The sequence below is a fragment of the Streptomyces sp. NPDC048623 genome (assembly GCF_040650755.1).
Lineage (GTDB): Bacteria > Actinomycetota > Actinomycetes > Streptomycetales > Streptomycetaceae > Streptomyces.
On the sequence record NZ_JBEZHV010000022.1, the window covers coordinates 133,541 to 145,489 of the forward strand.

The window sequence follows — 11,949 nt, forward strand, 5'->3', positions numbered from 1 at the left end:
AGGGGGGGGTGGTTTCTTCGGGAGGGAATGCGCATGAGCACGCTCGACGCGTGGCAGGACCGCTGTGAGCAGCTGTTCGTCGCCGGGGGCAACGCCGCCGTCCGGCGGTCCGCCCAGGAGGGGATGGACGAGCTCGGGCCCCATCCCGATCTGTACTGCTGGCTGGCCCTCGGGCACGTCGCCGAGGACGAGGACGACCACGACGACGAGGCGGAGCGGGCGTTCCGGGCCGGCCTCGCGCTCGACCCGGACCACCTCGGGCTGCTCGCCGGCTACGCCGAACTCTGTCTGCGCGCCGACGGCTTCGACCGGCCCGGACGGGCGGGCCGCGCCGCCGGTCTGGCGAAGCGGCTGAAGGAGCTGGCGCCCCGCTCGGCCGAGGCCGGGCGGGTCGAGGCCGTCGAGCGGTGGGCCCGGCGCGGCTACTGGGACGACGTGCGGATGCGGATGGCCGAGCAGTCGGTGGCGGCGCACGACAAGGCGTGGAACACCGAGGCCCAGGCGCGCGCCCTCGCCGACGACCTGGCCCGGGGCGACGGGCCCAACGGGTCCGCGGTCACCGTGGATCCCACCGACCGCGAGGCCGTCGTCCGCGCCGCGACCGTCGAGGCGTTGTCCGGGCCGTGGAACGCGCCGGTGCGGCTGCTCGGCCGCTACCGCACCGCCGTCTGGTCGGTCTCGATGGCTCTGGCCTTCGCCACCAACGTGGTGCTGCGCCAGTGGGGTGTCGGGTTCCCGGTCAGGTGGTGCGGCTGGCTGTGGCTGGTGCCCGTGCTGCTCGTCGACCGGCGTTTCGCCGCCGTGCGCAAGGAGGCGGAGGCGCGCCATGTCGCCGGGCTCGAGGCGGCGTTCGCCGAGCGGGGGCGGTAGGGTCCCGGCGGGGCGTCGGATCGGCAGGGGAGCGGATGAAGCGGGCCGTGGTCAGGGCCTGACGCTCGCCGCCCTCCAGGCCAACTCCCTGGCAGCGCACCTGCGTTCCGTGGCGGGCCGCGCGGACACGCCCGCGTGGGGGTACTTCCGGCGCGCGGCGGTCGTCGTCGACGCGGCCTGGCAGCTGTCCACCACCGCCGACCTCGCCCAGCCGCACGTCACCGGCCCCTACCCGCCCGGCTACCGGCTGCTCCGCTGGGCGGGCGACCGGATCACCGAGGCGTCCGTCCTCGACGCCGAGGTCAACACCACCTATCTGAACGTCGTCAACATGGTCGAGCACCCGCGCGCCCTCACCAGGCCCGCCGTGCTGCTGCGCGCCGCCCGGGTGCTGCTCTCGGTGGACCGCCGAGGGTGACCGCACGGCGGAGCGGGCCGGCACACGTGGAGAGTGGGTGGTCTCGGAGGCGGAAGGGCGCCCGTGCAGGTCGGGGCGGGGGAGCGGAGCCGGGGGGCGGCTCGCGGTGCCCGGCGGTGGGTGCCCGCCGGGGGGCGCGGGCCGCACGGCATGGTGCGGCCCGCTCCGGTCTGCCCGGCCGGTGCTCAGAGGCGCTGCCAGAGGGCCGGGACGTTCGGCGGCTCCCAGCCCGTCTGGGCCTGGTGGCCCTGGAGGCAGCGGTAGCTCGCGCCGCCGTACGTGACGACGTCACCGGCCGCGTAGACGGTGCCCGCCTTCCAGGTGCCGCCCGGCTCCGGGTCGCCGGGGCCGGGGTCACCGGGGCCCGGGTCGGAGACGGTCGTCTTCAGCGTCAGGCCGTAGTTCTGCAGGATCGGGTTGAGCGGCTGGAAGTACGTCGTGCCGCCGCTGGAGCAGTTGCCCGAGCCGCCCGAGGTGACGCCCTGCGCCTGGCTGCCGGAGATGTACGAGCCGCCCGAGTCGCCCGGCTCGGCGCAGACCGTCGTCCGGGAGACGCCCGAGACGGTGCCCTCCTGGTAGGTGACGCTGGTGTTGTGCTGCTGGATCGTGCCGCAGTGCCAGCCGGTGGTCGAGCCGGAGCGGCACACGGAGGCGCCGACGGGCTGCAGGACGGAGCCGGTGACCTGCACGTCGGCGCCGCCGGAGCCCTTCACGTACGGCGTGGCGGTCCAGTTGGTGTTGGCGGCCACCCAGGCCATGTCGTTGCCGGGGAAGATGGAGGCCTGGAAGGTTCCCTGGGCGACCTGGTTGAAGCCGCTGGTGGCGGTGCCTGCCCGGCCGCAGTGGCCGGCGGTGGCGAAGCCCTGGGTGGTGCCGCGGGTGACGGGGAAGCCGACCGAACAGCGCCCGCCGCCCATGTAGTACGCGTCGCCGCCCCGGATGTCGTAGAGCGGGCGGGGCGCCTCGGCGGTGCGGACGACCGTGACGAGCTCGCGGGCCACGCCCGTGGCGGCGAGCAGCCGGGCGGCGGCGCCGGGACGGGCCTCCTCGACGACGAGCCGGTTGGTGCGCACGTCGACGTAGCGGACGGGGGCGTCGGCCGTGGCGGCCCGGTCGAGGACGGACCGGGCGCGCTCCAGGGCGGTCAGGCTGTGCGCCACGAGGCGGGCGTGCGCGCCAGTGGCACGTATCGCGGGCAGGTCGGCGGCCCGGGTGGTGGCCACGGTGAGGGTGGCGGACTCGGGCCCGTCGACCCAGGCGCCGGCGAACGCGCCGCCGATGTCCTGCCGCACTCGGGCGGCGGTGGCGCCGACCTCGGCCTCGTGGGCGAGCCGGCTGAGCGCCTGGGGCCGGCTCAGACCCAGGTCGCGCTGCATGGCCTGAAGGACCTCGGCCTGGGCGGCGGAGGCGCCGAGCGTGTCGGTGGCGGTCCGGGCGGCGGGGACGGACGGGGTCTGCGCGGTGGCGGGGACGGCCTGGAGCGCGGCCAGCGCCAGTCCGGCAGCGGCCAGCACGGTGCCGGCCGCGCGGACGGAGCGTCGCAGCATGCGGATCTCCTCGGTTTCGCGGGGGAGGTGGGGGAACTCCCGAAACCGTAGAAATCCCACGGCCCGCACGGGAGTTGTCAGTCGGCCCCTGCCATCGCGTTATGGCCGCGCCCTCGCTGCGGCTGCGCGGGCCCTAGGGCGTGTGTCGAAAGCAGCGTCGTCCGCCCGCAGGGCGGGCAAGGAGGCGTCCGGTGCATGGGGCCTCCCCAGGCCCGCCAGGGCCGAGGGGAAGATCGCAAGGCGGAGGGAGGAGAGCGCAGCGTGCTGCGCCGACGACTGACAACGCGGCGAGCGTGCGTGCAGGGCGCCTCCCGGCAGACGGGACTTTCGACACACGCCCTAGGAGTCATGACGTCCGGACGCGCTGCGCGCGAGGGCGTCGGCGTGGGCGGCGCGGGCGTGCCCGAGGACGGCGGCGGCGCGGCTCGCGGCGCGCCCCTCGGGGTGCCAGCCGAGCAGATGGCGCCAGACCAGCGGGGTGCCGGCGAGCGGGCGGGTGACCAGGCCGGGCGTGGCGGGGAAGGTCGCCCGGCACAGTCCGACGGCCCGGCCGACCTGCACGAGATGCACACAGGAGGCGGTGTCCGTCTCGTACACGCAGCTCGGGGTGAAGCCGGCCCGCACGCACGCGGCGGCGAAGCAGTCACCGAAGCAGCCGTCGCCGGGCACGTCGGTCCAGGCCTCGGCGGCGAGCTCGGCGAGGTCGATCTCGGGGCGGCGGGCGAGCGGGTGGCCGGCGGCGAGCATGACGTGCACGGGGTCGCGGGCGACCTCCGTCCAGGCCAGCCGCCCGGCCTCGGGCGGGCTGCTCTCGCCGCAGACCCCGACGAGCGCGAAGTCGAGCCGGCCGGCCGCCACCCCGCCGGCGATCTCGCGCTCGGACCAGGAGGTGTACGTGGTGACCGGCGCGCCCGGTCCGGTGCGGGCGAGCCGGTCGACGAGGCCGCCGAGCAGCGGTCCGTGCGTGCCGCCGAGCCGGTGTCCGGCCGCGCCTTCCCGCGCGAACCGCACCGCCTCCTCCTGGAGTCCGCAGACGGCGGGGAGGACGACCCGGGCCCGTTCCAGGACCAGGTCCCCGAGCGCGGTCGCCCGCACCCCGTCCCGCCCGCGTTCGAACAGCGCTCCGCCGAGCGCCCGCTCGATCCGTTTCAACTGCGCGCTGAGCGCGGGCTGCGCGAGCCCGAGGGCGGTGGCGGCCCGGGTGAGGCTGCCGGCTTCGGCGATCGCGCGGAGCGTCTTGAGGTGCCTCAACTCCAGGTCCATGCAGTGAGCTTGAGGCTAGACGACCGAAAAGGTCCATACCAGTGCGGGAGTTCAGCCGGCCCTGGCCGCCCACGACGGCGGGGCGGCCGGGGCCGGTCGTCGGTCAGCGTTCCTCGCGGAAGTCGACGTGGGCGCCCAGGACGTGGTCGTACTTGCGCAGGACCAGGCGGTCGGGGTCGTTCCGGCGGTTCTTGCGGGTCACATAGGTGACACCGGTGCCCGCCGTGGACCGGAGGGTGACCACGGGGCGCTGGGTGGTGCGTGCCATGCGTACTGCTCCTCACCGGCTGCCGCCGTCGAGCTCGTTTGACTCGGGCATGTCAGCCTCGTCACGTGTAACCGCACCCCCGTCCCCCGCATTCCCACCCCGCCCGGAGCCCTTCCCCGCCCCCTCCTCCCCCGGTCGTCACCCTCCGGGGTCACGGGAACGCGCAACAGCGGATAGGGTGCCGGGCGGGAAACCGGGATACGCAGTTCCGCACGGGGAGAAAGATACTGATGACTGGTCAGCAGCCGGGCAGCACCGGCGACGCATCGGCGGTCTTCCAGCCGCTCGCCGCCGACGACCCGACGATGGTCGCCGGCTACCGGCTGGCCGCCCGCCTCGGCGCCGGCGGCATGGGCAAGGTGTACCTCTCGTACACGCCCGGCGGCCGCCCCGTCGCCGTCAAGGTGATCCGGCCGGAGTTCGGCGAGGACGCCGAGTTCCGCCGCCGCTTCGCGCAGGAGGTGCGCTCCGCACAGCGCGTGCAGGGGCTGTTCACCGCGCCCGTCATCGACGCGGACGCCGAGGGGACCCGGCCGTGGCTGGCGACGGCGTACGTGCCGGGCCCCTCGCTCGCCGACGCCGTCGTCGCGCACGGCGCGCTGCCGCCCGAGACGGTGCTGCTGCTCGTCGCGGGCATGGCCGAGGCGCTGCAGGTCATCCACGGCGCGGGGCTCGTGCACCGCGACCTGAAGCCGTCGAACGTGCTGCTCGCCTCCGACGGCCCCCGCGTCATCGACTTCGGCATCGCGCACGCCGCCGACGCGACCTCCCTCACCGGCAGCGGCGTCACCATCGGTACGCCGTCCTTCATGGCCCCCGAGCAGGCGGCCGGCCGCCGGGTCACCCCGGCCACCGACGTCTTCGCGCTCGGCCAGGTCGCGGTGTACGCGGCGACGGGCGTGCCCGCGTTCGGCGAGGGCACCGGGCACGGGGTGCTGTACCGGATCGTGCACGAGCAGCCCGATCTGAGCGCGGTCCCGGAGCGGCTGGCCGAGCTGGCCACCCGCTGCCTCGCGAAGGACCCGGAGGAGCGGCCGTCGGTCGCCGAGGTGATCGGCCTGTGCCAGCAGGCGAACGCGGCGACCGTGCTGCGCCGCCCCGAGGACTGGCTGCCGGGTGCCGTCTCCGCCGACATCTCCGTGCGGACCGCGACTCCCGCGCCCGCGCCGGAACCGCAGCATCCGCCGACGGCCCCGGCGGCCCCCGCGACACCGGCGGGGCCCCCGCCCGGGTATGTGCCCACCGCGCCGGCCGGCCCCGCCCCGGGGTACACGCCGACGGCGGCCGCGACGCCGCCGCCGGGCTATCCCCCGACCGCCGCCGCGCCCGTGGCACCGGCCGCCGGCACCCCGCAGGCCCCGACACCGGCACCGCTCCACCCGGGACACGGCTACGCCCCGACCCAGGTCCCCGCGGCCGCCCCCGCCCCCGCGCCGATGCCGCACCCGGCCCCCGTCACGTACCCGGGCACGGGCACGTACCCGGTCGCCACGGGCACCTACCCGACGGGGCAGACGTACCCGACGCCATACCCCGGTGCGCCGGGTGCGCCGGGCGTCCCGGGCGGGCAGCCGCCGGCGCCCAGGAGCGCCGCCAAGCGGACGCTGCTCGTCGCGCTGGCCGCCGCGCTCGTCTTCGGCGCGGGCGGCGCGGGTGTCGCGTACGTCCTGACGAACAAGGACGACAAGGGCGGCGGCTCGGCCTCCAACGGCGGCAAGTCGAGCGGCCAGAGCACCGGTTCGGGCTCGTCGAGCAGCGCGTCCTCCGGCTCCGGCGGCGGTTCGACGTCGGGCTCGACGTCGGGCTCGAAGCCGACGGCGAAGGCCGACCCGAAGCCGGTCGAGTACCAGGACATCAACCTGACGGCCGGCTATCACCTCACCCTCGGCGACCAGGTCGTCCGCCCACAGGACGGTGAGGACGGCAACTACGACCTGTCGTACGACACCGGCGGCTACCTCGACGCCGAGAGCACGGGCGGCAACCTGGTGCTACTCGACCCGGGCCAGGAGGGCTCCCTCGCCGCGTGCCGGGCGGACACACGGTTCACCCGCGAGGTGTACATCAACAAGCTCTCCCCCGGCCGCCAGGTGTGCGTCACCACCGGCACGGGCCACATGGGCCTGGTCACGGTGAAGGCCTTCTCTGCGGAGGACTCGCCGAGCACGTACATGACGCTGGACCTGACGGTCTGGCAGAACGGCGCGGTTCAGGGCTCCCAGGGGTCCTAGCGGTCCCAGGACCCAGGACCCAGGACCCCCCGGCCCGGCGGTTCACCCCTCCGGGACCGGGGTGCCCTGGTGGTGGTAGAGCCGCCATCCCGTGTCGCCCTCGCCCTTGCGCCACAGGGAGCTTCGGCGCGCCCGGCGGCCGGCGATGACGCTCTCGTACGTCAGGTGCACGAGGTCCGGGGCGAGGAGCACCCCGCGCATGCGGGAGGCCTCGATGCGCGGGCTGTCCGCGCCCGTGCCATGCAGGGTGGGCAGCGCCGCGACCATCTCCTCGTACGTCCAGCGCCGCCCCGAGGCGCCGATCTCGACGAACTCGGGGTCGAGCAGCCGGACACCGTCGGCCGAGGCCCGGACGGCGGGGTCGTGCAGGCGCAGTTCGCCGTCGACGGCCGCGGCGATCGCGGCCCGCTCCCCGGCGTTCCCGCCACCGCACTCGGCGCCGCACTCGGCGCCGTACTCACTCGTGTCACTCGCGTCGGTCATGGGCGCATCCTCCCCTTCCCGGGGGCCTCGGACAAACGAATTCGGTACCGACGGGTAGGCGTGCGCGCCGTCTTGCTATACGGTCCGTCCAACAGCTTGCTAGACACGGTGTCTAACAAGCGCCGTTCCGTCCGAGGTCCTCGAAGGAGCCGCACCATGGCAAGCAGCACCGTCCAGCCGGCGGACCAGACCCGGCTGCCCGAGCGCGAGGCGGCCCGCCGGCTGCTCGAGTCGTCCGCGAAGCTCTCGTACGACCCCGCCGTCGAGGTCGACTGGGACACCCCGATGGACAAGGACCTCCACGGGATGAGCCCCGAGTGGAGCACCCTCTACGGCACCCGCTACTGGCAGGAGCTGACCGAGGCCCAGCGCAAGGAGCTGACCCGGCAGGAGTCGGCGTGCGTGGCCAGCACCGGCATCTGGTTCGAGATGATCCTGCAGCAGCTGGTGCTGCGGGACATGTACGCCAAGGACCCGACGGACCCGCGCTTCCAGTTCGCCCTGACCGAGATCGCCGACGAGTGCCGGCACTCGATCATGTTCGGGCGCGGCGCCGCCAAGCTCGGCGCCCCCGCCTACCGCCCGAACCGCTTCGTCCTCGAACTCGGCCGGGCCTTCAAGACGCTCGCCGTCGGCGAGGCGGCGTACGCCTCGATCCTCGTCGCCGAGGAGGTGCTCGACGTCATGCAGCGCGACTGGATGCGCGACGAGCGGGTGGTCCCGTTCGTGCGGACCATCAACAACATCCATGTGGTCGAGGAGTCGCGGCACATGAAGTTCGCCCGCGAGGAGACCCTCGCCCGGCTGCGCGGGGCGGGCCGGCTGCGCCGCCGGGTGCAGGCCCTGGTGGTCTCCCTCGCCTCGTACTTCATCGTGACCAGCATGGTCAGCCGTGAGGCGTACGAGAAGGCCGGGCTCGACGTCGAGCGCGCCCTCGCGGAGGCGAGGTCCAACGAGCACTACAAGTCGATGATGCGGGCGAGCTGCGCGGGCCTGATGGAGTTCCTGGGCTCGGCAGGGCTGCTCACCCGCCCGGCGGTGGCGGTCTACCGCCGCGCCCACCTCATCTGACCCCTCCCCCCTTCCCACCAGTCCCCGCCCCGGAGCCCCGCGAGCTGACGACGCCATGACCTACGCGATCACCCAGACCTGCTGCAACGACGCCGGCTGCGTCGCCGTCTGTCCGGTCAACTGCATCCACCCGACGCCCGACGAGCCGGACTTCGGCCGCACCGAGATGCTCTACATCGACCCGCGGTCCTGCATCGACTGCGGCGCCTGCGCCGACGCCTGCCCGGTCGACGCGATCTTCCCGGCGGACGCGCTGCGGCCCGGGCAGGAGGCGTACGCCGCCGTGAACGCGGCCTTCTACGAGGACCGCGCGCCGCGCGAGGCGCCGGCGGACGCGCCCACCTTCCACGCCTGGGGCGCACCGTCGTTCGCGCGCTCCCTGCCGTCCGACTTCGCGCCCCTGCGGGTCGCGGTCGTCGGCACCGGCCCGGCCGGCATGTACGCCGCCGAGGACCTGCTCCTGCACACCGGCGCCGAGGTGACCCTGGTCGACCGGCTGCCGGTGGCGGGCGGCCTGGTGCGTTACGGCGTGGCTCCCGACCATCCCGCGACCAAGCGGATCGGCGAGACCTTCGCCCGCTTCCACACCCATCCGCGGGTCCGGATGTACCTCGGCGTCGACGTCGGTACGGACCTCACGGCGGAGGAACTGGCCGCGCACCACGACGCCGTCGTGTACGCGGTCGGCGCCGCGGCCGACCGGCGGCTCGGCACCCCGGGCGAGGAGCGCACCGGAAGCGTCTCGGCGACCGCGTTCGTCGCCTGGTACAACGCGCACCCCGAGGTCGCGCCGGACACGGTCGACCTGTCCGGCACCGAGCGGGTCGTGGTGGTCGGCGCCGGGAACGTCGCGCTCGACGTGGCCCGCATCCTGGTCGCGGACCCCGAGACCCTGGCGGCGACGGACATCGCCGACCACGCGCTCGCGGCGCTGCGCGCCTCCGCCGTGCGCGAGGTGGTGCTGCTCGCGCGGCGCGGCCCCGAGGACCTCTCGTGCACCGCGCCCGAACTCCTGGCCCTCGGGCAACTGCCGGGCGTCCGCCTGGTGGTGGACGACCACGACCCGCGGGCGTGGGAGGCCGTCGAGGCGGCCGGGCCCCGCGACAAGGCGGCGCTGCTGCGCGGCGCCGTACGGGAGAGCGTCGACTGGACCCGGCCGCCGGGCCAGGAGCGGCGCATCGTCTTCCGCTTCCACTCCGCGCCCGAGGAGCTTCTGGACGGGGCCGTGCGCGTCACAGGGCCCGCGGGAAGCACGCACATCCCGGCCGGGCTCACGCTGCGGGCCGTCGGCTACCGCGGACTGCCCGTCGCGGGACTGCCGTACGACGAGACGACCGGCACCGTGCCGCACACCGGCGGCCGGGTCGAGGGCCGGCCCGGCACCTATGTCGTCGGCTGGATCAAGCGCGGCCCGTCCGGCGGCATCGGCGCCAACCGCACCTGCGCGGCGGAGACCGTGGGCACCCTGCTCGCGGACGCCGTCGACGGCACCCTGCCGGCGCCCACCGGCACCGCCCGCGCCTTCGACCGGCTCGCCCGGAGCCGGGCCCGGCACGTGGTGGACGCGCGCGGGCTTGCCGCGATCGAGCGGGCCGAACGGGCGCGCGGCGAGGAGTCCGGCCGGCCGCGGGTCAAGCTGGGCACGCTGCCCGAGCTGGTCGCCGCCGCACGGGGGCGGCGCCGGGCGGGGCGCTGAACCGGACGGGCAGCTGAACCGGGCACGGGCGGGGGGCGCAGGGCGCACGGAGCCCCGCGCCCCTTCGTCGTACCGGCTTCTCCGGCGTGGCACCCGTATCGTGGTGAACACTCCCGATATGAGTGCACAGCATGAGGACGAGTGAGAATTCTCCCGTGGTGGTCGGGGTCGACGGTTCCGAGCACAGCCTGCGGGCCCTGGAGTGGGCGCTGCAGACGGCACGGAGCCTGGCCGCGCCGCTGACCGTCGCCCATGTGCGCGCGGAGGCGCTCCAGCTGGGCAGCGCCAGGATCGCCTCGCTCGGCCCGGCGGCGGAGCTGCCCGACACGGTCGTGGACGCCCTCGCCGCCGAGGTCGGGCCGCGCGCCGAGGGGCTCGACGTGCGGTACGCGTCCCTGGACGGCTCGGTCGTGGACGCCCTGGTCGAGGCGGCCGGACGGGCCCGGCTCCTTGTCGTCGGCTCGCGCGGGCGCGGCGGTTTCAAGAGCCTGCTCCTGGGGTCGAACAGCCGGGCGCTCGCCGCGGCGGCGCCGTGCCCGGTGGTCGTGGTGCCGCACGAGGCGCGGGCCGCGTCGCTGGAGGGCGGGGCGGCGGCGGGGCGGGTGCTGCTCGGTCTTGAGGTCGACGAGACCGCCGACGAGGTCGTGGACTTCGCCTTCGAGGCGGCGCGGCGGCGCGGGGTGCCGCTGGAGGTGGTGACCTCGTATCCGGTGCCGCCCTCCCCCGCGCTGCTCATCGGCGCGCCGGCGCCCGCGCTCCAGGTGCCGCCGCCGATGCCGGACGAGACGCTGGACCTGGTGGAGAGCACGACCCGGCGTCAGGAAAAACGGCTGCGGCCCTTCGCCGAGCGGCGTCCGGAGGTCGAGGTGATCCCGACGGTCACGCCCGTCGACCCGGCCGGGCGGCTGGTCGAGGACTCCCTGGCGGCGGGCCTGGTGGTCGTGGGGCGCCACCGCCGGCACCGGATCGAGAGGCTGCTCATGGGGTCGGTCGCCCACGCGGTGCTGCACCACGCGCACTGCCCGGTCGCGGTGGTGCCGCCCGCGCCGAAAGAGTGAGTGGATCAGGGCCGCGTGATCGCCGGCGCGGGCGGAAATACGAGGTGTTCACCTCTTCGGGTGATGGCGGATGTGGAGAAACGTGTCTGCCTCCGGAGGTGCCGGGACCCTCTCTTGCACGGGGACCGATCCAGTGGAGCGTGTCCATGCATCTGATCCGACACGGCGAGGCCGATCTCGCCGTACGGTCGAGCGAGGGCCTGACGACGGTCGAGCTGTACGGAGAGCTCGACCTGGTGCTGGTGCAGCGCGTCCGGCCCGAACTCGACGTGCTGGCTCGCGAGGCGTCCGCGCTCACCGTCGACCTGCGCCACGTCACGTTCTGCGACGCCTCGGGCCTCGGCCTCCTGGTGCGCTGCGCCCAGCGCGTCCGCCGACGCGGCGCGGCCTGGCGCCTCATCTGCGACCAGCCGCCGATCCTGCGCCTGATCCGCCTCGCCACCCTGGACGACGTCCTGCACCCGACCCCACCGGACCCACCACCGGCCCGGCACCCGGGCCGGCCGGGTCGGCTGCGGGTGTAGGCGCCTGGCGAGCCACCGGGGAGCGACGGGCCACCGGACCCACGCCCAGGCAGCGGTGCCCGCGGGCGCGGCCCGTGGGGGGTGGGGCCGGCCGCTCGGCGCGGGCGTCCGACGCGTGCGCCGCACCCACGAGGACCCGGAGTCGCCGGCCGGACCCGGGCCTGGCCGGCGAGTCCGGGTCGGACAGCCGCAGCGTCCGGCCCCCGGCCCGCCAGGGCCGAGGGGAAGCAATCGCAAGGCGCCGGAGCGTCTCGACAGCGGAGCTATCGGGGCGCTTCGGGGTGGAGTCTCCCCAGGCCCGCCAGGGCCGAGGGGAAGCAGCGAGGTGCCGTGCCAGGCGCCGCGGCCCCGGCCATGATCCGCCGGGCAGGCCCCAAGCCGTCCAGGCGGCATTTCGGCTGGTCCCCGAGGCCCGGAGGTCCCGGGGCTCCGGCACGGTCCCGTGACCGCCGGCAACGGTGAGCGCAGTCGGCGGGGGCCGGTGCGACGTCCTGGTCACCGCGGGGGGCGGCAAGCTCCG

11 protein-coding genes are annotated in these 11,949 nt (G+C 75.4%); 7 read left to right on the forward strand and 4 right to left on the reverse strand.

Annotated elements, in window-relative coordinates:
• Nucleotides 1-33: 33 nt before the first annotated feature.
• Nucleotides 34-870 (forward strand): hypothetical protein, encoded by an 837-nt coding sequence (locus AB0C73_RS27980; protein ID WP_362535492.1) that lies wholly within the window; start codon nt 34-36, stop codon nt 868-870.
• A 109-nt stretch (nt 871-979) separates the two neighbouring features.
• A complete protein-coding gene (locus tag AB0C73_RS27985) occupies nt 980-1,288 on the forward strand; it encodes a hypothetical protein (protein WP_362535495.1) in 309 nt (102 codons plus the stop codon).
• 185 nt (nt 1,289-1,473) lie between these two features.
• Here AB0C73_RS27985 and AB0C73_RS27990 read toward each other — a convergent pair whose 3' ends face one another.
• From AB0C73_RS27990 to rpmG, 3 genes are all read right to left on the reverse strand, one after another.
• Nucleotides 1,474-2,835, reverse strand: coding sequence for a carbohydrate-binding protein (locus AB0C73_RS27990; RefSeq protein ID WP_362535498.1), 1,362 nt, complete (start codon nt 2,833-2,835; stop codon nt 1,474-1,476).
• 339 nt (nt 2,836-3,174) lie between these two features.
• Entirely contained in the window at nt 3,175-4,098 is a 924-nt protein-coding gene (locus AB0C73_RS27995; protein ID WP_362535501.1) for a LysR family transcriptional regulator, read from the reverse strand.
• Nucleotides 4,099-4,201: 103 nt separating this feature from the next.
• Nucleotides 4,202-4,366: a 50S ribosomal protein L33 gene (gene rpmG, locus AB0C73_RS28000; protein ID WP_362535504.1), complete on the reverse strand. Its 165-nt coding sequence runs from the start codon at nt 4,364-4,366 to the stop codon at nt 4,202-4,204.
• 230 nt (nt 4,367-4,596) lie between these two features.
• Here rpmG and AB0C73_RS28005 point away from each other — a divergent pair, with 230 nt between their 5' ends.
• Nucleotides 4,597-6,597 (forward strand): serine/threonine-protein kinase, encoded by a 2,001-nt coding sequence (locus tag AB0C73_RS28005; protein WP_362535507.1) that lies wholly within the window; start codon nt 4,597-4,599, stop codon nt 6,595-6,597.
• Between the two features lie 42 nt (nt 6,598-6,639).
• Here the strand turns inward: AB0C73_RS28005 and AB0C73_RS28010 are convergent, their stop codons facing one another.
• On the reverse strand, nt 6,640-7,080 hold the full coding sequence (locus AB0C73_RS28010; RefSeq protein ID WP_362535510.1) for a DUF4440 domain-containing protein: 441 nt from the start codon (nt 7,078-7,080) through the stop codon (nt 6,640-6,642).
• Between the two features lie 156 nt (nt 7,081-7,236).
• Here AB0C73_RS28010 and AB0C73_RS28015 point away from each other — a divergent pair, with 156 nt between their 5' ends.
• From AB0C73_RS28015 to AB0C73_RS28030, 4 genes are all read left to right on the forward strand, one after another.
• On the forward strand, nt 7,237-8,151 hold the full coding sequence (locus AB0C73_RS28015) for a diiron oxygenase (RefSeq protein WP_362535513.1): 915 nt from the start codon (nt 7,237-7,239) through the stop codon (nt 8,149-8,151).
• A 55-nt stretch (nt 8,152-8,206) separates the two neighbouring features.
• On the forward strand, nt 8,207-9,847 hold the full coding sequence (locus AB0C73_RS28020; RefSeq protein WP_362535516.1) for an FAD-dependent oxidoreductase: 1,641 nt from the start codon (nt 8,207-8,209) through the stop codon (nt 9,845-9,847).
• Between the two features lie 155 nt (nt 9,848-10,002).
• The gene (locus tag AB0C73_RS28025; RefSeq protein WP_362535519.1) at nt 10,003-10,905 is read left to right on the forward strand and encodes a universal stress protein; all 903 of its coding nucleotides are present in this window, start codon (nt 10,003-10,005) and stop codon (nt 10,903-10,905) included.
• A 146-nt stretch (nt 10,906-11,051) separates the two neighbouring features.
• Entirely contained in the window at nt 11,052-11,429 is a 378-nt protein-coding gene (locus AB0C73_RS28030; protein ID WP_362535522.1) for an STAS domain-containing protein, read from the forward strand.
• The last annotated feature ends 520 nt before the right edge of the window (nt 11,430-11,949 follow it).

Excerpts from the sequence above, each read along its gene's own strand:
- AB0C73_RS27980 (WP_362535492.1), top strand. The coding sequence starts at position 34 with ATGAGCACGCTCGACGCGTGGCAGGACCGCTGTGAGCAGCTGTTCGTC.
- AB0C73_RS27990 (WP_362535498.1), bottom strand. The coding sequence starts at position 2,835 with ATGCTGCGACGCTCCGTCCGCGCGGCCGGCACCGTGCTGGCCGCTGCC.
- AB0C73_RS27995 (WP_362535501.1), bottom strand. The coding sequence starts at position 4,098 with ATGGACCTGGAGTTGAGGCACCTCAAGACGCTCCGCGCGATCGCCGAA.
- rpmG (WP_362535504.1), bottom strand. The coding sequence starts at position 4,366 with ATGGCACGCACCACCCAGCGCCCCGTGGTCACCCTCCGGTCCACGGCG.
- AB0C73_RS28005 (WP_362535507.1), top strand. The coding sequence starts at position 4,597 with ATGACTGGTCAGCAGCCGGGCAGCACCGGCGACGCATCGGCGGTCTTC.
- AB0C73_RS28010 (WP_362535510.1), bottom strand. The coding sequence starts at position 7,080 with ATGACCGACGCGAGTGACACGAGTGAGTACGGCGCCGAGTGCGGCGCC.
- AB0C73_RS28015 (WP_362535513.1), top strand. The coding sequence starts at position 7,237 with ATGGCAAGCAGCACCGTCCAGCCGGCGGACCAGACCCGGCTGCCCGAG.
- AB0C73_RS28020 (WP_362535516.1), top strand. The coding sequence starts at position 8,207 with ATGACCTACGCGATCACCCAGACCTGCTGCAACGACGCCGGCTGCGTC.
- AB0C73_RS28030 (WP_362535522.1), top strand. The coding sequence starts at position 11,052 with ATGCATCTGATCCGACACGGCGAGGCCGATCTCGCCGTACGGTCGAGC.